The organism is Alterluteimonas muca, assembly GCF_021191595.1.
Classification (GTDB): domain Bacteria; phylum Pseudomonadota; class Gammaproteobacteria; order Xanthomonadales; family Xanthomonadaceae; genus Luteimonas; species Luteimonas muca.
The window spans coordinates 1-18,541 of record NZ_JAIWPS010000016.1 but is presented as its reverse complement, the minus strand read 5'-3'; the positions used below and the strand labels follow the sequence as shown (position 1 = coordinate 18,541).

21 protein-coding genes are annotated in these 18,541 nt (G+C 70.5%); 12 read left to right on the top strand and 9 right to left on the bottom strand.

The window, feature by feature from the left end:
* Window positions 1-29: 29 nt before the first annotated feature.
* The 3 genes from LDO11_RS15085 to LDO11_RS15075 all read right to left on the bottom strand — a co-directional run bounded on the left by LDO11_RS15085 (window position 30) and on the right by LDO11_RS15075 (window position 2,149).
* On the bottom strand, window positions 30-911 hold the full coding sequence (locus LDO11_RS15085) for a hypothetical protein (RefSeq protein WP_232142267.1): 882 nt from the start codon (window positions 909-911) through the stop codon (window positions 30-32).
* A 176-nt stretch (window positions 912-1,087) separates the two neighbouring features.
* Window positions 1,088-1,774, bottom strand: a complete 687-nt coding sequence (locus LDO11_RS15080; RefSeq protein ID WP_129137029.1) for a hypothetical protein — start codon at window positions 1,772-1,774, stop codon at window positions 1,088-1,090.
* Window positions 1,775-1,828: 54 nt separating this feature from the next.
* Complete coding sequence (locus tag LDO11_RS15075) at window positions 1,829-2,149, bottom strand: hypothetical protein (RefSeq protein ID WP_129137028.1); 321 nt, start codon at window positions 2,147-2,149, stop codon at window positions 1,829-1,831.
* Window positions 2,150-2,358: 209 nt separating this feature from the next.
* Between LDO11_RS15075 and sctU the strand changes: the two genes are divergently transcribed.
* Window positions 2,359-3,426: a type III secretion system export apparatus subunit SctU gene (gene sctU / locus LDO11_RS15070; protein ID WP_232142266.1), complete on the top strand. Its 1,068-nt coding sequence runs from the start codon at window positions 2,359-2,361 to the stop codon at window positions 3,424-3,426.
* Window positions 3,427-3,841: 415 nt separating this feature from the next.
* Here sctU and sctT read toward each other — a convergent pair whose 3' ends face one another.
* The 6 genes from sctT to LDO11_RS15035 are packed head-to-tail and all read right to left on the bottom strand — an operon-like array spanning window position 3,842 to window position 8,638.
* Window positions 3,842-4,624 (bottom strand): type III secretion system export apparatus subunit SctT, encoded by a 783-nt coding sequence (gene sctT / locus LDO11_RS15065; RefSeq protein WP_166432772.1) that lies wholly within the window; start codon window positions 4,622-4,624, stop codon window positions 3,842-3,844.
* Window positions 4,624-4,893 (bottom strand): type III secretion system export apparatus subunit SctS, encoded by a 270-nt coding sequence (gene sctS, locus LDO11_RS15060; RefSeq protein ID WP_100324081.1) that lies wholly within the window; start codon window positions 4,891-4,893, stop codon window positions 4,624-4,626. The genes sctT and sctS overlap by 1 nt, the downstream gene beginning before the upstream one ends.
* A 10-nt stretch (window positions 4,894-4,903) precedes the next feature.
* Window positions 4,904-5,920, bottom strand: a complete 1,017-nt coding sequence (locus LDO11_RS15800) for an EscR/YscR/HrcR family type III secretion system export apparatus protein (protein WP_305068858.1) — start codon at window positions 5,918-5,920, stop codon at window positions 4,904-4,906.
* 12 nt (window positions 5,921-5,932) lie between these two features.
* Window positions 5,933-6,994 (bottom strand): type III secretion system cytoplasmic ring protein SctQ, encoded by a 1,062-nt coding sequence (gene sctQ / locus LDO11_RS15045; RefSeq protein WP_232142265.1) that lies wholly within the window; start codon window positions 6,992-6,994, stop codon window positions 5,933-5,935.
* Window positions 6,987-7,592, bottom strand: coding sequence for a response regulator transcription factor (locus LDO11_RS15040; protein ID WP_232142264.1), 606 nt, complete (start codon window positions 7,590-7,592; stop codon window positions 6,987-6,989). Before LDO11_RS15040 ends, sctQ begins: the two co-directional genes overlap by 8 nt.
* A complete protein-coding gene (locus LDO11_RS15035) occupies window positions 7,592-8,638 on the bottom strand; it encodes a sensor histidine kinase (RefSeq protein WP_232142263.1) in 1,047 nt (348 codons plus the stop codon). Before LDO11_RS15035 ends, LDO11_RS15040 begins: the two co-directional genes overlap by 1 nt.
* A 137-nt stretch (window positions 8,639-8,775) precedes the next feature.
* Between LDO11_RS15035 and LDO11_RS15030 the strand changes: the two genes are divergently transcribed.
* The 11 genes from LDO11_RS15030 (at window position 8,776) to LDO11_RS14980 (ending at window position 18,414) form a co-directional block, all read left to right on the top strand.
* Window positions 8,776-9,228 (top strand): FliO/MopB family protein, encoded by a 453-nt coding sequence (locus tag LDO11_RS15030; protein WP_232142262.1) that lies wholly within the window; start codon window positions 8,776-8,778, stop codon window positions 9,226-9,228.
* Between the two features lie 236 nt (window positions 9,229-9,464).
* A complete protein-coding gene (gene sctV, locus LDO11_RS15025; RefSeq protein ID WP_232142261.1) occupies window positions 9,465-11,519 on the top strand; it encodes a type III secretion system export apparatus subunit SctV in 2,055 nt (684 codons plus the stop codon).
* A gap of 29 nt (window positions 11,520-11,548) precedes the next feature.
* Window positions 11,549-12,769, top strand: a complete 1,221-nt coding sequence (locus LDO11_RS15020) for an FHA domain-containing protein (RefSeq protein ID WP_232142260.1) — start codon at window positions 11,549-11,551, stop codon at window positions 12,767-12,769.
* 139 nt (window positions 12,770-12,908) lie between these two features.
* Window positions 12,909-13,229: a hypothetical protein gene (locus tag LDO11_RS15015; RefSeq protein WP_206733330.1), complete on the top strand. Its 321-nt coding sequence runs from the start codon at window positions 12,909-12,911 to the stop codon at window positions 13,227-13,229.
* 113 nt (window positions 13,230-13,342) lie between these two features.
* Window positions 13,343-13,771: an EscF/YscF/HrpA family type III secretion system needle major subunit gene (locus LDO11_RS15010; RefSeq protein ID WP_232142259.1), complete on the top strand. Its 429-nt coding sequence runs from the start codon at window positions 13,343-13,345 to the stop codon at window positions 13,769-13,771.
* A gap of 16 nt (window positions 13,772-13,787) precedes the next feature.
* Window positions 13,788-14,549, top strand: a complete 762-nt coding sequence (locus LDO11_RS15005; RefSeq protein ID WP_232142258.1) for a hypothetical protein — start codon at window positions 13,788-13,790, stop codon at window positions 14,547-14,549.
* A 10-nt stretch (window positions 14,550-14,559) separates the two neighbouring features.
* On the top strand, window positions 14,560-15,192 hold the full coding sequence (locus tag LDO11_RS15000) for a hypothetical protein (protein ID WP_232142257.1): 633 nt from the start codon (window positions 14,560-14,562) through the stop codon (window positions 15,190-15,192).
* A gap of 13 nt (window positions 15,193-15,205) precedes the next feature.
* A complete protein-coding gene (locus LDO11_RS14995) occupies window positions 15,206-15,853 on the top strand; it encodes a FliH/SctL family protein (RefSeq protein ID WP_232142256.1) in 648 nt (215 codons plus the stop codon).
* Window positions 15,850-17,208, top strand: a complete 1,359-nt coding sequence (locus LDO11_RS14990; protein ID WP_232142255.1) for a FliI/YscN family ATPase — start codon at window positions 15,850-15,852, stop codon at window positions 17,206-17,208. The genes LDO11_RS14995 and LDO11_RS14990 overlap by 4 nt, the downstream gene beginning before the upstream one ends.
* Entirely contained in the window at window positions 17,205-17,693 is a 489-nt protein-coding gene (locus LDO11_RS14985) for a hypothetical protein (RefSeq protein ID WP_232142254.1), read from the top strand. The genes LDO11_RS14990 and LDO11_RS14985 overlap by 4 nt, the downstream gene beginning before the upstream one ends.
* Window positions 17,694-17,700: 7 nt before the next feature.
* Entirely contained in the window at window positions 17,701-18,414 is a 714-nt protein-coding gene (locus LDO11_RS14980; RefSeq protein WP_232142253.1) for a hypothetical protein, read from the top strand.
* The last annotated feature ends 127 nt before the right edge of the window (window positions 18,415-18,541 follow it).

Here is an 18,541-nt window from a genome sequence, read left to right as displayed (position 1 = left end):
CAGATTATCGCCCAGCCGGGTGCTGCGCCTCAGCGCGGGACGGCGGACGCGCCATCGCGGCCTGCAGCGGCCGTGGCGCGGCGCAGCCGATCGCTGCGATACCACTGCCGGCCGTGGCGCTCGATCTCCACCCGCACGTCGATGGCCTCGCCAGCCAGCGGGTAGCGCACCCGCAGCTGCGCGTGGTCGCCTGTCTGCCGTTCCAGCGTCACGTCCAGCGCTGCCAGGCTGGCGTCGAGGTCCAGCCCGTAACCGGCCAGCACCGTGCGCACGGCAGCCAGGAAGCCCGACAGCCGGCGCAGGCTCTCGTCCATGCCGGCCTCTCCCATGGCCGCATCGGAATCCAGGCCGGTGGCGCGCGCGGCCGCGCACAGCGTTGCCAAAGCCGCCCGTGCGCGCTCGCGATCGGTCAGCGGTGCCTGCACCGCCCAGCGCGACAGCGCGACCAGCCGCTGGATCTCGCGATCACGCTGAATGTCGTCCAGATCGGGGTTGTTGGTCACGTATTGCACGCCGAACGCCGCCAGTGTTTCGATCGCCTTGCGCAGCTCGCCGTCGGCGCCGGTGAACTGCCTGTCGAACGCGGCCAGCAGCGTGGCTTCGGCGTCGGGCGCCGACAGGGCGGCGATCATGCGCGGCAGCTGCCCGTGCAGCGGCAGCTCCTCGAGTGGCCAGCGGCTGCGGCCTTCGCTCCACGCCTGCTGCAGCTGCGCGTGCAGCGGTGCCGGCACGCTGTCGCGCACGAAGGCGACGAGGTCGTCGTCGCGCAGGTGCCGGGCCGGCAGCAGCACCGCGTCGACCGGGCGCTGGGCACCGGCCGTCGCGGTGTCGCCGCCATCGCGGTCGCCACGGCATCCGGTCAGTCCGGCGATGCCACAGATCGCGGCCAGCAGCAGTGTCTGGATGCGCATCGGTTCCCCCTCCGTGCCCGGCCCGCATGCGGGCGCGGCGGCCATGGTGGCCGCGCGGCAGGGGCCCGGCAAGCCTTTCGGCGCCGGGCGTGGCCGGGTTCCGACGGCGCGGTGGCGGAGATGCGACGTGGGTCCGGTGCGGATCGGCCGGTGAGCCGGGATGCGGCGGACCCGGGTCAGAGGTCGCGCACGACCCAGCTGCCCGGGGCCTGCTCGGGTACCGCGTCGAGCGCGGCCTGGGCGACAGCTTCCGGCGGCTCCCCCGCCTTCCAGGCCGCGGCGACGGCGGCGAGCCGTTCACGGGTGGCGCGGGTGTAGGCGCCTTCCAGCTCGTTTTCGGCATCCGCGGCGAGCTTCTGCGGATACAGCGTGCGCGCATCGTCGCTGTGGTTGAGCAGGTCGATCAATCCGGCCAGCGCGTCACGGAACACCTGCGCCCCCAGCGGCGTGCGCTGGGTGCGCTGCAGGTGCCAGACGGTGAGGTATTCCACCGGCCCCAGCAGCCGCCGCGGGGTGGCGCCGAAGAACTGCCCGGTCAGCGCGCTGGCGGCGAACGGGGTCACGGTGTCCGGCAGGCGGGTGGCGCCCCAGGAACTCAGCGCACCACCGGGCAGGTCCATCCGCCGCAGGGCGGTGGCCAGGGTGTCGGCCAGCAGGCGCTTGGCACGCACGTCATCACTTTCCGCGACCACGCCCAGAAGGCGCAGGAACACGGGGTACTGGTCCTCGCCCAGGCGCCGGGCCAGGCGCTTGAGCACCGTCAGGCGGTACTCGGGATCGGCATGTGCGGCCAGCGCCGACACCAGGCGGTCGGCGGCAGCGCGCAGCGCCGCCGGCGGCGGAACGGGCAGTGCATCGGACATCGGGATTCGACCGGGAAGTTCGGCGACAGGCTACACGCGCCTGTCCGGGATCGGTCAGCCCAGTGCGGCGAGGATCGCGCCGGTGGCCTGGTCGGCGGCCTCGGAGAGCGGGCTCGCGGACAGTGCGTGCTCGAACGCGCCGTCACCGGCGAGCATGCGTGCGCCCTGGTCGATACCCGCCCAAGCCGGTGCGGCAAGCATGCGTTCGCCATCATCGACCTGCGGGCCGGGCGCGGTTGCCGGCTCCAGGCCCGCTACATGGTCCAGCGGCGCGGCGTGGCCGGGCTGCTGGCGCAGATCGTCGAACGCGACCTGCCCGGCAAGCCGGTCGAGGCCGGCAAGGCCCAGGTGCGGATCGGAACCGATGCTGCTCATGGTGCGACGGATGACCTCTGCGGTGTGGGGATGGTCGCCGGTGCGGGACGCATGGCGACGGCCAGAATGTAACGAGACGGTCTTCGCACTGTCACCCCGGGTCGACCCTAGGTCGACGGCCGCGGCGGGGGCGCGGTTCAGCCCGGCGGCATGCGATGCGCGTGCGCGGACGCATGCTAGCCTGCGCGGCGACCGGGCAGGAGCACGCAATGGCCGACAAGGACCAGGGCGCCGACAAGACCGAACAGCCGACTCCGAAGAAGCTGCGCGACGCCCGCAAGGAAGGCAACGTCGCCAAGAGCAAGGAGCTCACCTCCACCGTGCTGGTGATGGGCTGGCTGTGCGCGGCCTGGATGCTGCTGGATTTCATCGGCGGTCGCGTGGTGCTGCTGTTCGACCAGAGCCTGCAGGCGGTGGGCCAGCCGTTCGCCGACAACCTGCCGCGGATGGCGATGCTGGCGGTCGACACGCTGCTGTGGATCCTGCTGCCGCTGTTCGGCATGGCGTTCGTGCTGGGGTTGCTGATCGAGTTCCTGCAGGCCGGGCCGGTGGCCTCGATGAAGAAGCTTGTTCCCAAGATGGACAAGATGAACCCGGTCGAGGGCATCAAGAAGATGTTCTCGATGGACAACCTGGTCGAGCTGGTCAAATCGGTGCTCAAGAGCGCGGCGCTGCTGGGCATCGGCTACCTGGTGCTGACGCGCATGCTGCCGGAGCTGCTGCGCCTGCCCTACAGCCCGCCGCAGGCGATCGGCGCGGCGATCTGGCATGCGATCAAATGGATCCTGATCTGGACGATCGCGGTGTTCTTCTTCGTCTCCGCGCTCGATGTCTGGTACCAGAAGTTCTCCTACATCAAGAAGCTCAGGATGAGCCGGCGCGACATCAAGCAGGAGGTCAAGGAGAACGAGGGCGATCCCTACGTCAAGCAGCGGCGCCGGCAGTTGCACCAGGAGTGGGCGCAGCAGAACATGCTGGGGGCCGTGCGCAGTGCGAATGTCGTCGTGACCAACCCCACCCACATCGCCGTCGCCCTGCAGTACGAACACGGCGTGACCGACCTGCCGGTCGTCGTCGCCAAGGGCGAGGGCGCGTTCGCGGAGGAGATCAAGCGCGTGGCCGAGGAGGCCGGCGTGCCGATCCTGCAGAACGTGCCGCTGGCGCGTGGCCTGCACGAGAAGGCGGAGCTCGACGATTACATCGGCAACGAGTTCTTCGAGGCGGTGGCCGAAGTGCTGCACTGGGCCGAGACCGTGCGCCGCGACGGGCACGGCTGAGCCGTCGGTCGCGGGGCTGAAGCCGAAGCAAAAGCCTGCAGATGATTTTCGCGATTGGAAGGGAAGGCGGGCCAGCGATAAGCGCAGCGCATCCGGGTCGAAGCAGGAGACGCGTGTGGGCGCCTGCCGGGTATTCCGCCGAGTCGGCGCCCGATATCGCCCTGGTCGGCGAAACACCCGGCAGGCGCCTGCAGGTGATTTCGCGATCGGAACGGAAAGCGGGTAGGCACGCGCCCGTTGGCGGCCGCCTGCGCTGGCTTTGCGTTCGTCTTCCGCGTTGCGTCCAGCGCGGGCCCGGTGCCGTCGCGCCAAGGCGGTACCGGGCGCCGACTTGCGGCGGCACCGGATTCGCGCCAAACCGACCAATCAACTGTTGCGTGTTTCAGTTTGATCGTGACGTCGCGGGGCGCCCGGCCTAGGCAAAGATCCGGTTGAGCACTTCCACCAGCGCCCGGCTGTCGCCCAGCCGGCCAACCAGCACCTCGATGAACACCCCAAGCATCATCAGGATGATGCCGGTGGCCAGCCATGCCTTGATCGGCAGCGTGAGCGCGAACACGTTCAACTGCGGCGCGTAGCGGTTGACCAGGCCGAACGACATGTCGATCACCAGCAGGATCACGATCGCCGGTGCCGCCAGGACCAGCACCGTGGTCATGAAGAAGCTGAAGTGGCCGACGAACAGGTTGACGCCGGTCGCCGCAAGATTCGGGAAGAACGAAGTCGGCGGCCAGATCGCGTAGCTCGACATCAGCAGGTCGAGGAAGATCAGGAACGCGCCGCTGGCCATGAACACCCAGGCCGCGAACTCCGACAGGAACTCGCCGTGCAGGGTGGTCTGGTGGCCCTGGATCGGATCGAAGATCTGCGCCATCGACATGCCGACCTGGCTGTCGATCACGCTGCCTGCGGCCGAGATCGCCCAGAACACGATGCCGAAGCAGAAGCCGATCGCAACGCCGACGAACAGTTCCTTCAACACCATCATCGGCCACTGCAGCGTGGCCGCGACCGCGCCGGGCGAGGCGGTCATCGCCACCGGCAGCGCCACGATCGCAAGGCTCACCAGGAAGCTGTTGCGCACCATCGGCGGCATGTTCGATTGCGTGATCAGCGGCAGCATCACGAACGCCCCGATGATGCGCGGCAGGGTCAGCCCCAGCGCGAGCATCGCGTCGCCGAGGGTTGCGAACGGCATCATCCGCGCCTCGACAGGCCCGGGAATGCGGAGAAGATGTAGTCGGCGTAGGCGAACAGCGAACCACCGATCAGCGCGCCGGTGACGAACAGCGCCAGCACGATGGCGACGAACTTCAGCGCGTAGGCGAAGGTCTGCTCCTGCAGCTGGGTGGCCGCCTGCAGGAACGCCACCACCAGGCCGACGATCGCCGCCGCGGCGATCGGCGGCCCCGACAGCACCAGCACCAGCACCAGGGCCTGGCGGGTGAGTTCCAGCGCCTCGTTCATGGCTGCGTCCTCATCCGGCGTAGGTCAGGACCAGGCCGTGCACCAGCTTGGCCCAGCCGTCGACCAGCACGAACAGCAGCAGCTTGAACGGCAGCGACACCGTGGTGGGCGACATCATCATCATGCCCAGCGCCAGCAGGATGTTGGCCACCACCAGGTCGATCACCAGGAACGGCAGGAAGATCAGGAAGCCGATCTGGAACGCGGCGGTGAGCTCGCTCACGGTGAATGCCGGGATCACCACCAGGAAGTGGTCGACGCTGACGTCGCCGCGCCGCTCGGGCGGCAGCAGGCGCTGTGCACTGCGCAGGAAGAACGCGCGCTCGGCGTCGTTGGAATGGCGGATCAGGAAGGTACGCAGCGGTTCCTTGCCCGCCTCGACCATGCCAAGAATGCGTGACAGGTCGCTGCCTTCCGGCACCAGCGGTGCGGGCGCGGGCGGCGGCGTGGCGCTGACCCATGCGCCGTCGGTGGGCACGCCGGCCATGTTCGGGTCGGGCGCGCCGATGATGTCGCCGGTCACGCTGCCGAACAGCGCGCCGCGCTCGGGCGTCGGTGCGGCCTGCGGAGCTGCGCCTGCGCTGCGGGCATCGGTTTCCGCCTGCAGGGCGTCTGCGGCAGCGGGGCTTGCGGCCATCGGTTCGCCGGTCGTGGGCGCAGGCTGCGCTCCCGGCTGCGCGGTCGCGGCGCCGGGCTGGCGTGCGGCACGGCGTGCGCGTTCGGCCTCGGCGCGCGCGTCGATGTCCGCCTGCACCGCCGCCGGCATCGGTTGCCCGGCCAGGCGCGCGCTGATCGCCGCGTTGGTGTCGAGGATCACCGGGTACATCACGTAGATCGACAGCACGATCGCCAGCCCGTTGATGACCACGTTCGGCGGCACCTGCTGCAGCCCGAGTGCGTTGCGCAGCAGGCTCAGCACCACCACGATCTTGGTGAACGAAGTCACCATCACCGCGACGAACGGCGCCAGCGCCAGCGACACCACGATCAGCAGGACCAGCGCGGGGGAGTAGTTGTTGAAATCCATCGCGGCGCGGGCTCAGGTCCAGGCGATCAGGCGGACACCGAGGGTGTCGCCGACGGCGACCAGTTCGCCCTGGCCGACCGCCTCGCCGTTGGCACGCAGCACCACGTTCGCGCCTTCCAGATGCGCCGGCAGCGCGAACACGTAGCCCGGCTGGAGTTCGGCCAGCTCGCCGACCCGCAGGTCGAGGGCGCCGACCTCGAAGCTCAGCCGCACCGGCAGCGGGCGCATGCCTGCATCGGGATCCTCGGGGGCCGCGGTGGCGGCAGTCTCGTGTTCGCTCATGGGTCCGGTCTCCTCGACGCGGGAAAGGGGTGATGGCAGGGGTTGGGCGGCGCCCTCGACGCGCCAGCCCTGGGCCGTGGCCGCCAGCGGCCAGGCACGGCCGGCGCCGCGCGCCTGCAGTTGCAGGGCGGCGGCGCGCGGGCCGATCACCAGCACGTCGCCGGGGCGCAGCGCGGACCAGTCGTCGGCCGGCAGCGGCGGCACGTCCAGCAGCAGGCGCAGCCGCACCGGCAGTTCGCGCCAGCGGCCGAGCGGGGTAGGCGGTTCATCCGCGTAGGGCGGCGCCGCCTGTGCGAGCAGGCGCGGCAGCCACTGCGCCGGCGCCCGCAGGCTGCCCTGCAGCAGGGCAGCGCCGGGGGTCTTCGCCTCGGGGTCGTCATCCTCGACCAGGAAGTCCAGCCATACCTCCGGCGGGGCATCCGGCGGCGGGCCGTCGAGCAGCGGGGTGAGCGCCACCCCGAACGCCTCGCTCAGCCGCATCAGCCAGCGTTCGTGCGCGAGGCTCCAGGCCAGCACGCGTGCGCGGCCGCGGTAGTCGCTCCAGTGCGGCATGTCGCCGGCGGGCGGCGGCGCCTGCAGCCGCAGGCCCAGCCGGCTGCCGTCGGCGTCGAGCTCGAACACCTCGTCGGCGGCCGCCGGGTGCCCGGGCGCGAAGCGCAGCGTGCCGTTGTCGGGCAGCAGCCAGTGCTGGTGGTGCTGGAAGAACTCGCGCAGCGGCTGCAACTGCGAGGCCTCGATCGCCGGGATGCGCCCGCGCAGGGGACCTGCCGCGGTACGGTTGCCGTCAGCCATGTCCAAGAGCCACCTTCATCAGTTCGGGGAGCGACCGCACGCCCAGCTTCGCCATCATGTTGGCGCGATGCAGTTCGACGGTCTTGATGCTGATGCCGAGGATGTCGGCAATCACCTTGTTCGGCTTGCTGGCCACCACGAGATCGAGCACCTGGCGCTCGCGCGGGCTGAGTTTCGCCAGCACCTCGCTGTCGACCGCGCCGTCGCCGCGCGCGCGCGCATTGGCCACCGCGTTGCGGATCGAATCGAGCAGGGCGTCGTCGCTGAAGGGCTTCTCGAGGAAGTTCGACGCGCCCTTGCGCATGGCCTCCACCGCCAGCGGCACGTCGCCATGCGCGGTGACGAACACCAGCGGCACGTTGCAGCCCTGCCGGCGCAGCGCATCCTGCAACTGCAGCCCGCTCATCTCCGGCATGCGGATGTCGGACACCACGCACTCCGCGCCGTCGCCGCGGCGCCGCGACGGCCATTCCGCCAGGAACGCCGGGCCGGATGGATAGGCATGCACCTCGAAACCGGCGGTTTCCAGCAGCCAGGCGGTGGAGTCGCGGAACGGGGTGTTGTCGTCCACCAGGTGGACGCGCACGTCGCTGGGCATCACGGTCTCCCTTCGGCGGGCGGCAGGGTGAAGCCGAACACGCTGCCGCCATCCTGGCGCGGTTCGAAGAACAGCCGCCCCTCGTGGTACTCGATGATCGAGCGACAGATCGCCAGGCCGATGCCGAGGCCGTCGCTCTTGGTAGTGAAGAACGGCGAGAACAGTTGCTCGCTTTCCGCCGGCGACAGGCCCTTGCCACGGTCGAGCACGCGCAGCTCCACCGCGCCGTCGAGGTCGACGCGGCCCTCGACGCGCAGGTCGCGGCGCGCGGCCGGCACCTCGCGCATCGCCTCGATCGCGTTCTTGACCAGGTTCAGCAGCACCTGCTCGACCATCACCCGGTCGGCATACGCCGCCGGCATGCCCGGCTGCAGGGCGATGTCGATGCGCAGCTGCTGGCGTTCGGCCTCCAGGCGCAGCAGTTCCACCACCGTCTGCACGATCAGCGCCACGTCCTGGGCATCGCGGCGCGGCTCGCGGGCACGCACGAACTCACGCACCCGGGCGATCACCGCGCTGGCATGTTCGGCCTGGGTGCGCGCGGCCAGCAGCGCACGTTCCACCTGCACCGGTCCGCCGGCCTGGCCGACCAGGCGCAGGCTGCCGTTGAGGTAGTTCACGATCGCCGCCAGCGGCTGGTTGAGCTCGTGGGCGAGCGTGGCCGCCATCTCGCCCACCGACATCAGCCGCGAGGTGAACAGCAGCTTGTCCTGCCGGCTCTTGTGCGAATCGAGGATCTCGATCCGCTCGGAAATATCCACCGCGGTGAGCAGCAGCGCCGGCGGCTGCGTCGCCGCCTCGCGCCAGTACAGCGCATACCAGCGGTCGTTGTGCGGCGCGCGGACCTCGCTGCCCGGGTCGATGTCGACACCACTGCCGTGCAGCGCCTCGAGCAGCCGGTCGCGTCGGTCGTGGCCGTCGAGGCGGCCGAATTCGGTGCGGAATGCGGTGTTGGCGGCGAGGAGGCGGCCGTCGTCGCGTGCATAGGCGGCACAGGCGAACGGCACCGCGGCCAGCACGTCGTCCAGCCGCGTCCCGTGGGCCATGTCGGCCGCCGCTGCGACCCGCCGTGCCGGTGTCATTGCGCGCGCGCCCTGCGATGGCGGGTGCCGCCACCGGCCTGGGTTACCCTGCGCTGCGCGATTGCCGCCTCCCCCCCGCTCCGCTTCAAGCCCGACCTCCCATGCGCACTTCGTTCCGTTCCCCCGCCCGTCTCGCCGCTGCCAGCCTCGTTGCCGTGACCGGTGCTGCGGCGGCGACCCCTGCGGAGCTGACCGCGGCGCCGACCTTCTGGGGCGAGCTGCTTGCGATCCTGCTGCCGCTCGCTTTTATCATCGTTGCCCTTCTGGTGGCGTTACGGCATATCCGCCGGAAATTCGGCCTGACCGGCCAGGACGCGCCGCTGTCGGTGGTGCAGATCCTGCCGGTGGGGCCGCGTGAGCGCGTCGTCCTGGTGCGCTCGCGTGCCGGGCGGGTGCTGGCGGTGGGGGTGAGCGGGCATTCGGTGACGCTGATCACCGAACTCGATGCCGCCGACATCGCCCCGGTGGAGGGCGCACCGGTGGTCGAGGCCACCCCCGGGAAGCGGACCTTCCTCGACCTCATGCGTCGGCCGCAAGGGCCTACCGCCCGATAACGTGAACGCGGTCACGTAACGTGACGGACTTCCGCCGCCTGTCGCCCTGCAACAGAATTTTTACCTTACGGTCACCCGCCCGGGATATCGTGGCCGGGCACAAAGTGACGCATGAGGGCAGGGGTCGTGCAGCAGCCGGAAGTCGGCAAGCGGACAGGGGCGGGACATGAGGCGGATTCCAGGCGGCATGCCCAGGGCATGGGCGCCGGGCCCGTGGATCGTGCCGGGGTCGGCGCATGCGTGCGCTGATCGCCAACCTGCTGGCGGCGCCGGCGGGCAACGTCTCCCGCCGCGCCTTCAGCTACAGCGACATCCTGCTGGCGTTCGCCGCGGTCACGATCATCACGGTGATGATCCTGCCGCTGCCGCTGTGGCTGATCGACAGCCTGGTGGCGGTGAATATCTCGATCGGCTTCGGCCTGCTGCTGCTGGGCATCTATATCCCCACGCCGGTGGCGTTCTCGAGCTTTCCCAGCGTGCTGCTGCTGACCACGCTGTTCCGGCTGGCGATCTCGATCGCGATCACCCGTTCGATCCTGCTCAATGCCGAGGGCGGCCACATCGTCGAGACCTTCGGCAACCTGGTGGCCGGCGGCAACCTCGTGGTCGGGCTGGTGGTGTTCCTCATCATCACGGTGGTGCAGTTCATCGTCATCGCCAAGGGCGCCGAGCGCGTCGCCGAAGTCGCGGCGCGCTTCACCCTGGATGCGATGCCCGGCAAGCAGCTGTCGATCGATTCCGACCTGCGCGCAGGCCTCATCGACAAGGACGAGGCGCGTCGCAAGCGCCGCCTGCTGGAAACCGAGAGCCAGCTGCATGGTTCGCTCGACGGTGCGATGAAGTTCGTCAAGGGCGACGCCATCGCCGGCATCGTCATCATCCTGATCAACCTACTCGGCGGTCTGGCCATCGGCGTCCTGCAGCGTGGCATGCCGCTGGGCGAAGCGACGCGGGTGTACTCGATCCTCACCATCGGCGACGGCCTGGTCTCGCAGATCCCGGCGATCCTCGGCACCATCGCCGCGGGCCTCGTGGTCACACGCACCACCGGCGAGGTGGAGGACCGCCACCTCGGCGACGCCATCACCCGCCAGATCAACGGGCAGCCGCGCGTGCTGCTGATCACCGGCTGCCTGGCGCTGCTGATGATGCTGGTGCCGGGCTTCCCGTGGCCGGTGTTCCTGGTGCTGGGGGCGATCCTGCTGGGGATCAGCGCGTGGCGCTACCGGCATGACTTCGAGCACCTCCGCCGGCTGTTCCGCGTGACCGACGAGGAAGTCGTGGCCAGCCAGGCGCGCGAGGAGCAGAGCGAGGAGCTGGCACCGCCGCCGCAGCTGGCGCTGGAGATCGCGCCGTCGCTGGCCGAGCGCTACGGGCAGGAGGCGCTGCGCAGCCGCATCGCCGACATCGCCCAGCAGCAGCGCGACGAATACGGCGTGCCGGTGCCGTCGCCGAAACTCCGCATCAACCATGCGCTGGGCGAAGGCGAGTACCGCCTGTCCGCCTACGGCGCGCGGCTGGCGTCGGGGCGCGTGCAGCTCGATGCCCGGCTCAGGCCTGCGGCGCCCGGTGCCGATGCATCGGCACGGCTGGCGGGGTTCTTCCCGGCGCTGTCGGGCACCTGGACCAGCGACCCCGGCGAGGATGCGCGCGACCCGCTCGACGTCATCGCCGAGCACGCCCGCGCCGCGCTGCAGCGCCGCCTCGGTGGCTTCCTCGGGATCCAGGAAACGTCCAACCTGTTCGGGCGCATGCAGCGGGACTATCCGGACCTGGTCAAGGAAATGCTGCGCGTGGTCGCGCCGCAGCGCGTGGCCGAGGTGCTGCGCAGGCTGGCCGAGGAAGGCGTGCCGATCCGCAACCTGCGCGATGCGTTCGAGGCGATCACCGATGTCGGTGGCCGCGAGAAGGACGTGGTGCTGCTGACCGAATACGTGCGCGTGGCGCTCAAGCGCGAGATCGCCGACCGTTACGCCGATGCCGACCGCACCCTGCATGTACTGCTGATCCATCCCGAACTCGAGGACAAGCTGCGGCAGTCGGTGCGCGTGGCCGGTGGCGCCAGCCAGCTGGCGATCTCGCCGGAGCTGGCTGCACGGTTGGGCAACGAGGTGCGTGCGCACCTGGCGCGGCAGGCACCGGGCGTGCAGCCGGTGCTGCTGTGTTCGCTGGATGTGCGCCGGCACCTGCGCAAGCTGATGGAAATCGACTTCTTCGAACTCCCGGTGCTGTCCTACCAGGAGCTTGCGCCCGACCTGCGCATCGTCCAGGCCGGGCAGATCAACGCCTGACGCCTGACGCGATACGGAGCGCACCCACCATGACCGACGCCACCACGACCGACCAGGCGCCCACCGCCACGGGCAAGGTGCTGCGGATCGTGGCCGGCCTGCACGCCGGGGCCAGCCGCGAGCTCGCCGAGCGCGAGATGATCCTCGTCGGCAGCGGCGACGACTGCGACATCGTGCTCGCCGACCGCGGCGTGGCGATCCGCCACGCGCTGATCAGCGTGATCGACGGCGCCGTGCAGCTGCGCGCGCTCGACGCGCCACTGAAGCTCGAAGGCCGCCTGCTGCATCCGGGTGATCCGGAGGAACTGCCGTCGGTGCAGCGTGTCGGCCTCGGCGAGGCAGCACTGGCCTTCGGCGATATCGACGACCCGGCGTGGATGGCGCTGGCGCCGGAGGGCGTCGAGTTCGACTCGCCGTCGCCGCGGCCGGGCCAGGCGATCACCCGCCGGTTGCCGATGATCGCCGCGGTCTCGGTGCTGTCGCTGGCGCTGCTGGCGATCTTCGTGGCCGTCGTGCCCGCCAAGGAACAGCCGGTCGACATCGAGACCCGGCTGCGTGCGCTGGCTGCCGAACACCATGTCGCCAATGCGCGCATCGAACGCGGCCACGGCGACAGCTGGGTGCTCAGCGGCACCATCGGCGACCGCACCACGCGCGATGCGCTGCGCCAGCAGGTGGAAACCGAAGGCCTGCCGGCGCGGGTCGACCTGCGCAGCGGCGAGGACCTCGCCTATTCGGTGTCGGAGATCCTGCGCGGCGGCGGTTTCCGCATCGAGCGCGTGCGCTACCTGGGCAACGACGACGTCGAAGTCAGCGGCTATTTCACCGACGAGGAGGCCTTCCGCCAGTTCGCGCAATCTCGCGCGGTGGTCGAGACCGGGGTGAACCGGGTGGTGCCGATCAACCTCGCCACGCCGGCGCCGTCGGCCACGGACACCCCCGTCCACGAGCAGGATCCGGTGCATATCGTGGCCATCGTGCGCGGCGAGAACGCCCACGTCATCGCGCTGGACGGCACCCGTTACGAAGTCGGCGCGAAGCTGCCCGGCTGGGGCCAGCTGGTCGCGGTCGGCGAACACGCGCAGGTGGTCGACAGCGAAGGCAACCTGCAGCGGCTGACCCCGCGCCCGCCCCCGGCACCGGTGGAGACGCCCGCCGAGGGCGATGCCGCCGAAGTCGCCTCGGCCACCCCGGCCGCCCGGCCGCTGACTGCCGACCCGCGGGTTCGTGCCGCCGGAGCGCGCCAGTGAGCAGCACGCCGGTCAGGAGGTTTCCCGCGACCCCTCGGGCGTACCCGAGGTCACGCATTCATCGCCATCGACTCCAGTAGAGTCCCGCAGTCCAACCGCAGCAGTCGCCGTCTTCGGCACCCACAGGAAGGAGCACGACATGACCATGATCGACACTTCGCAGTTGAACAACTTCATCGGCACCGCCGCCATGCAGAACGGGCCGACCCGCGGCGGCGCCTCCGCCGGCAGCAGCTCGAGCTGGTACGAGGCGATGTCGCGCGCGTGGGGCAACACCCTCGACGGCCAGGCCTCGCGCATCACCCAGATGTCGGACCAGATCTCCGCCGGCGGTGACCAGCCGTCGAACATGGTGCAGCTGACCGCCGCCAGCCTGAAGATGCAGTTCATGTCCAACAACGCCGCCACTTCGCAGAACAGCGTGGGCCAGGCGCTCGAGACGCTGGGCAAGCGCCAGTAACCGCGGTCGCCGGGGCATCGGGCGCCACCGCCACCGCGGCGGCCGCGCCACGATGCACCGGGACACCCGCAAGCAGATGCACGGCTGAAGGACCACGGGTCCGGGAGTCACCAATGATCGAAGCCATCCAGGTCGCGGCGATGGACGTCGCCACACACGCCGCCGGCGGCGGAGCCGCGATGGCCCCGCAGCAGGCGGGCGCCATCAATGTCGGCGAATTCGCGCAGGCGCTGCAGCGCACCGGCAGCACCGGCGGCACGCCTGCCGTTGCCGAACCGCAGGCGGTGCAGAACGCCGCCGAGGCGGCACCCTCCGAAGGCACGCGGATGATGATTTCCGCCTTCGAGAACCTCAACAGCGGCGCCAAGAACATCGAGGCGCTGTCGCAGGCGATGAGCGGAAGCACCCAGGACCTCACGCCCGGGCAGATGCTCGAGATGACGATGAAGTGCCATGAGTTCCTGTTCCAGTCGCAGCTCACCTCCAACGTGGCCAACCGGACTTCGGATGGCGTGCAGCAACTGTTCCGCCAGCAGTCCTGATCGGCGGGAGGCAGTCATGAAGCGATGGAAACCCCTGCTGGCGTTACTGATGTGCCTGCTGCTCGCGGCATGCACGCGCACCACGCTGTACGCCGACCTGGACGAGCGCCAGGCCAACGAGGTGCTGGCCGCGCTGCTGTCCACCGGCATCGGTGCCGAGAAGCGCATTTCCGCCAGCAAGACCGGCTGGGAGGTACGCGTCGACCAGTCCGATTTCCCGCAGGCGATGCAGGTGCTGCACGCACGCGGGTTGCCCGGCCAGCGTTACCAGGCGCTGGGCGACATCTTCCGCAAGGACGGGTTCTCGACCTCCGCGCAGACCGAGCGCTCGATGCTGCAGCACGGCCTGCAGCAGGAGCTCTCGCGCACGCTGTCGCGCTATCCGGGCGTGGCCGAGGCGCACGTCCACATCAACCTGCCCGAGCGCGATCCGCTCGGCGGCACCGCCACCGATGCGTCCGCCTCGGTGGTGATCTTCGGCCAGCCCGGTGCCAACGTGCGCGACTACGAGACCGAGATGAAGATGGTCATCAAGGACGGCGTGCCGGGCATGAGCGACATCAACAAGGTCACGGTGAAGTTCCAGACCTTTGCCGGCCCGCTCGGCACCCCGGCGCCCAGCCAGAACCCGATCGCGATGTCTTCGCTGAACCCGGTGGCGATCGCCATCGCGGTGCTGGTGGTGGCTTTGCTGGGTGGGCTGTTCGCCTTCGGCAGCCGCCTGCGCCAGCGCCTGGCCCGCAAGGCCGAGCCGCCGCCGCGGGTCTGGAACGGCTGAGGCGACCGCGGTGACGCTGCAGGCGCTACTGGCGGAAGTGGAACCGGACTGGTTCCGCGATGGAGGCGAACCGCTGCCCGCCGACCTGCTGCGTCGCGCCCGTGGCAGCCGGCTCGGGCGCCGGCTGCTGGCGCGCGGGCTGATCACCGATGGCCTGGTCGACGCACTGCTGGCGCCACGCCCCGGCCATGACCCCGCCACCCTCGCCATGCGCTGGCCGAAGGCGCGCATCGCGCGCCTGACGCGCGATCTGGGAGTCCTGGCGCATGCGCCGGCAATCCGTGGCGAGGTGCGTCGCGAGCCGGTGCGCCGGCTCAAGCGTGCACTCGGCAACAGCTACCTGCTGGCGCTCGACCCGTCGGTCTGGGATGCGCGGTTGCCGGCGGCCGCGGTGCGGGAGCTCGCCACCGGCATGGAGCAGGCGCTGGCGGGCGGCCAGGGCGACGACGACACCCCCGTGCTGGACCTGTTCGCACGCCAGGGGCGTCAGGAACTGCGTGCCTGGGCCGCACATCGAGACCCCGCGCTGGGCGAATGGGTGGCCCTGCTGCACCCGCGCGAGCCCGCCACGCCCACGTATCTGCCCGAGCGGCCGGTGCTGCTGCTGTGTACCCATCACGAGACCCGCGCCGCGAGGGCCTGAGACCGTTGCCACGATGACTACCCCCACGCCCCAGCCCGCCATCGCCGTTCACGACCAGCGTGTGTTCGCGCGCGCCGTGGGGGCCCGGGTGGTGCCGGCGCAGGCCTGGGCACGGCTGGAGGAGATCGACCGGCTGCTCGACCAGGTCAACGCGCTGTACGCGGAGGCCACCGCCGATATCGAACGCGCGCGAGAACAGGGCCAGGCCGCGGGCTTCGCCGAGGGCCTGGCGCGCGCGCAGCAGCAGATGACCGAGAAGCTCGCCAGCCTCAACGAACAGCGCGCCCGGGTGCTCGGCGACGCGGCAGGGCGCATCAGCGAACTGGCCTGCGCGATCGTGGCGCGCATCGCCCCCGGCTTCGACGCCGCCCGCGTGGTGCCGCCGCTGGTGATGCAGGCGGTCGAGGCCGCGCAGGCCGAGCAGTTCCTGCTGATCCGCGTGCATCCCAGCGTGCGCGAGAGCGTGGCCGCGGGCCTGGGCGCGGTGCGCCAGGCGCATCCGGCGGTGGGCGTGATCGAGCTGGTCGACGACGAGAGCCTGGACCCGCTGAGCTGCGTGGTGGTCTCGGAAGCCGGCGAAGTGCGCGCCGGTGTCGCCCAGCAGATCGAGGCGATCCGTACCGCGCTGGCCGGCGCCACCGCGCGGGAGGCCGGCGCATGAGTCGCGTCGATCCGCTCGAGGCGGCGCTCGCCGCGGCCGGCAACGACCCGCTGCTGAGTGCGCTGTCGTCGGTCAAGAACGTGCAGCGCGTCGGCAAGGTGGCCGACGCCTACGGCACCCTGATCCGCGCCACCGGCCTCAAGGCCGCGATCGGCGAACTGTGTCACCTGCGCAACCCGCCGGGCGAAGGAGATCCTTCCTTCTCGCTTGCCGCGGAAGTCGTCGGGGTGTCGCGCCAGCACACCCTGCTGACGCCGCTGGGTGCGCTCGACGGCATCGCCGCGACCACCGAGGTCTACGCCAGCGGTCGGCAGGCGGCGTTGCGCGCCGGCCCGGGCCTGCTGGGGCGCGTGCTCGATGCGCATGGCGAACCGATCGATGGCAGGGGCCCGGTCACCGGCCCGACCGTCGAGGCGCCGATCTACGCCGCCTCACCCAATCCGCTCACCCGCAACCTGATCGAGCGCCCGTTCTCCACCGGCGTGCGTGCGATCGACACCGTGATGACCGCCGGCGAAGGCCAGCGCATCGGCATCTTCGCGGTGGCCGGCGGCGGCAAGAGCACGCTGCTGGGCATGCTCGCGCGCGGTGGCGATGCCGACGTCAACGTGATCGTGCTGGTCGGCGAGCGCGGCCGCGAGGTCAGCGAGTTCATCCACGACAACCTCGGCGAGGCGGGCATGCGCCGTTCGGTGATCGTGGTCGCCACCTCCGACCGGCCCGCGCTCGAGCGCAGCCGTGCGGCGTGGGCGGGCACCGCGATCGCCGAACACTTCCGCGACCAGGGCAAGCGCGTGCTGCTGCTGGTCGACTCCGTCACCCGCTTCGCGCGCGCGCTTCGCGATGTCGGCCTCGCCATCGGCGAGCCGCCGGCGCGGCGCGGCTTTCCGCCCTCGGTGTTCAGCGCGCTGCCGCGGCTGTTCGAGCGTGCCGGCAACAACGACCGGGGGTCGATCACCGCGTTCTACACGGTGCTTGCCGAGGACGAGGACGGCGGCGACCCGATCGTCGAGGAAGTGCGCTCGATCCTCGATGGCCACATCGTGCTGTCGCGAAAGCTGGCCGCCGCATACCACTACCCGGCCATCGACGTGCTGACCAGCCTCAGCCGCACCATGCCGCGGGTGGTCGACCAGCCACACCTGCGCGCCGCCGGCCAGCTGCGCAAGTACCTTGCCAAGTACCACGACATCGAACTGCTGCTGCAACTGGGCGAATACAAGCGCGGCAGTGATCCCGAAGCCGACATCGCGATCGAGAAGATCGGCCCGATCCGCAACCTGCTGCAGCAGTCGTCGGCGGAGCTGGTGCCGTTCGAGCAGTCGGCGCAGGCGCTCAGGAAGCTGTTCGGATGAGGCGCTATCCGCTGCAGACGCTGCTCAGGCTGCGCGCGCACCGCACCGAGGCCGCGCGCATGGTGGTGCTCGATCGGCAGCGCGCGGTGGCCGCCTGCCGCGAGGAATGCCGTCGCATCGGCGACGAGATCACCGCCATCGAGGACGATCGCCGCTCGCAGCGCGCGCGCCTGCTCGATCCACCGACACCCGGCATGGCCTGGCCGGTGGTGCTGGAGGCGCGCGAGGCGCATATCGAACTGCTTGCCCAGCACATCGTCGCCGCGCAGCAGCGCCTGCAGGCCGCGCAGGGGCGTCTGCGCGATGCCGAGCGCGCGCTGGAGGAAGCGAAGCAGGCCTACTTCCGTGCCCGTGCACGCGAGGACGCCCTGGAGAAACGCAAGCACCTGTGGCGCGACGAGCAGTTCGCGCTGGAGGCCCGCCAGGAGGAGGACGCCGCCGCCGATCTGTTCATGGCGCGCTACGTCACCCCGGGAACATCGTGAGGTCGCCATGAGCGTGGAACGCAGCCAGTCCGCCGAGAACGCCGCCAACGCGCGGCTGCAGGACAGCCTGAAGTCGCAGGATGCCGAGCGCGCGCCACCGCCGCGCGAGAATGTCGACCGCTTCCGCGAGGTGCTGCGACAGGCGGGTCACGCCGGCCAGGATGCACGCCGGGAATTCGCCCAGGCGCGGCAGGAAGGCGCGTCGGAATTGCCCCGCGAACAGCGCGCCACCCTCAAGGCCGAAGCCCAGGCCGCTGCCCGCGAAGCCGGCCAGGACACCGCGCGCGTGGAGGCCGTGCAGGCGCGCAGCGACGAGGCCGGCGACAGCGGCCGGCAGACGCTGGAGGCATCCGAGATCATGGCGATGATGCAGGCACAGTCGGCGTTGCGCGAAGGCGCCGCACCGCCGCCAGCCGCGGCGCCGGCATCGAGCGCGGGCACATTCGCCGACCTGCTCGAACGCCACGTGCGCCAGCTCGCGGTGGGTGGCGGTACCGCCGCCAACGCGGGCGATGGCCAGGTGCTGCTGCGGATGTCGGATGCATCGTTGCCGGGCACCGACCTGCTGCTCAGCCGTACCGAGACCGGCTGGCTGTTGCGCGCCGACACCCGCTCGCGCGGCAGCTACGACGCGATCCGCGAGGCCGGGCCGGAACTGGCGCGGCGGTTTGAAAGTCGCCAACTGGGGAGCCTCGAACTCGATCTGCAGTGGCACAGCTAGGGATCATCTGAATAACACGCCCTGATGCTGCTTTTGCCGCCACACGAGCATCAATATTGTGTCGGGCAGCGATTTTCATCGATTTCAGGTCGGATTTCGGCCGTTTCCGGCCTGTTCTGGCGGGCTT

Bases quoted from the DNA above. Each gene is read 5' to 3' on its own strand.
- LDO11_RS15085 (WP_232142267.1), bottom strand. From the start codon at position 911: ATGCGCATCCAGACACTGCTGCTGGCCGCGATCTGTGGCATCGCCGGA.
- LDO11_RS15080 (WP_129137029.1), bottom strand. From the start codon at position 1,774: ATGTCCGATGCACTGCCCGTTCCGCCGCCGGCGGCGCTGCGCGCTGCC.
- LDO11_RS15075 (WP_129137028.1), bottom strand. From the start codon at position 2,149: ATGAGCAGCATCGGTTCCGATCCGCACCTGGGCCTTGCCGGCCTCGAC.
- sctU (WP_232142266.1), top strand. From the start codon at position 2,359: ATGGCCGACAAGGACCAGGGCGCCGACAAGACCGAACAGCCGACTCCG.
- sctT (WP_166432772.1), bottom strand. From the start codon at position 4,624: ATGCCGTTCGCAACCCTCGGCGACGCGATGCTCGCGCTGGGGCTGACC.
- sctS (WP_100324081.1), bottom strand. From the start codon at position 4,893: ATGAACGAGGCGCTGGAACTCACCCGCCAGGCCCTGGTGCTGGTGCTG.
- LDO11_RS15800 (WP_305068858.1), bottom strand. From the start codon at position 5,920: ATGGATTTCAACAACTACTCCCCCGCGCTGGTCCTGCTGATCGTGGTG.
- sctQ (WP_232142265.1), bottom strand. From the start codon at position 6,994: ATGGCTGACGGCAACCGTACCGCGGCAGGTCCCCTGCGCGGGCGCATC.
- LDO11_RS15040 (WP_232142264.1), bottom strand. From the start codon at position 7,592: ATGCCCAGCGACGTGCGCGTCCACCTGGTGGACGACAACACCCCGTTC.
- LDO11_RS15035 (WP_232142263.1), bottom strand. From the start codon at position 8,638: ATGGCCCACGGGACGCGGCTGGACGACGTGCTGGCCGCGGTGCCGTTC.
- LDO11_RS15030 (WP_232142262.1), top strand. From the start codon at position 8,776: ATGCGCACTTCGTTCCGTTCCCCCGCCCGTCTCGCCGCTGCCAGCCTC.
- sctV (WP_232142261.1), top strand. From the start codon at position 9,465: ATGCGTGCGCTGATCGCCAACCTGCTGGCGGCGCCGGCGGGCAACGTC.
- LDO11_RS15020 (WP_232142260.1), top strand. From the start codon at position 11,549: ATGACCGACGCCACCACGACCGACCAGGCGCCCACCGCCACGGGCAAG.
- LDO11_RS15015 (WP_206733330.1), top strand. From the start codon at position 12,909: ATGACCATGATCGACACTTCGCAGTTGAACAACTTCATCGGCACCGCC.
- LDO11_RS15010 (WP_232142259.1), top strand. From the start codon at position 13,343: ATGATCGAAGCCATCCAGGTCGCGGCGATGGACGTCGCCACACACGCC.
- LDO11_RS15005 (WP_232142258.1), top strand. From the start codon at position 13,788: ATGAAGCGATGGAAACCCCTGCTGGCGTTACTGATGTGCCTGCTGCTC.
- LDO11_RS14995 (WP_232142256.1), top strand. From the start codon at position 15,206: ATGACTACCCCCACGCCCCAGCCCGCCATCGCCGTTCACGACCAGCGT.
- LDO11_RS14990 (WP_232142255.1), top strand. From the start codon at position 15,850: ATGAGTCGCGTCGATCCGCTCGAGGCGGCGCTCGCCGCGGCCGGCAAC.
- LDO11_RS14985 (WP_232142254.1), top strand. From the start codon at position 17,205: ATGAGGCGCTATCCGCTGCAGACGCTGCTCAGGCTGCGCGCGCACCGC.
- LDO11_RS14980 (WP_232142253.1), top strand. From the start codon at position 17,701: ATGAGCGTGGAACGCAGCCAGTCCGCCGAGAACGCCGCCAACGCGCGG.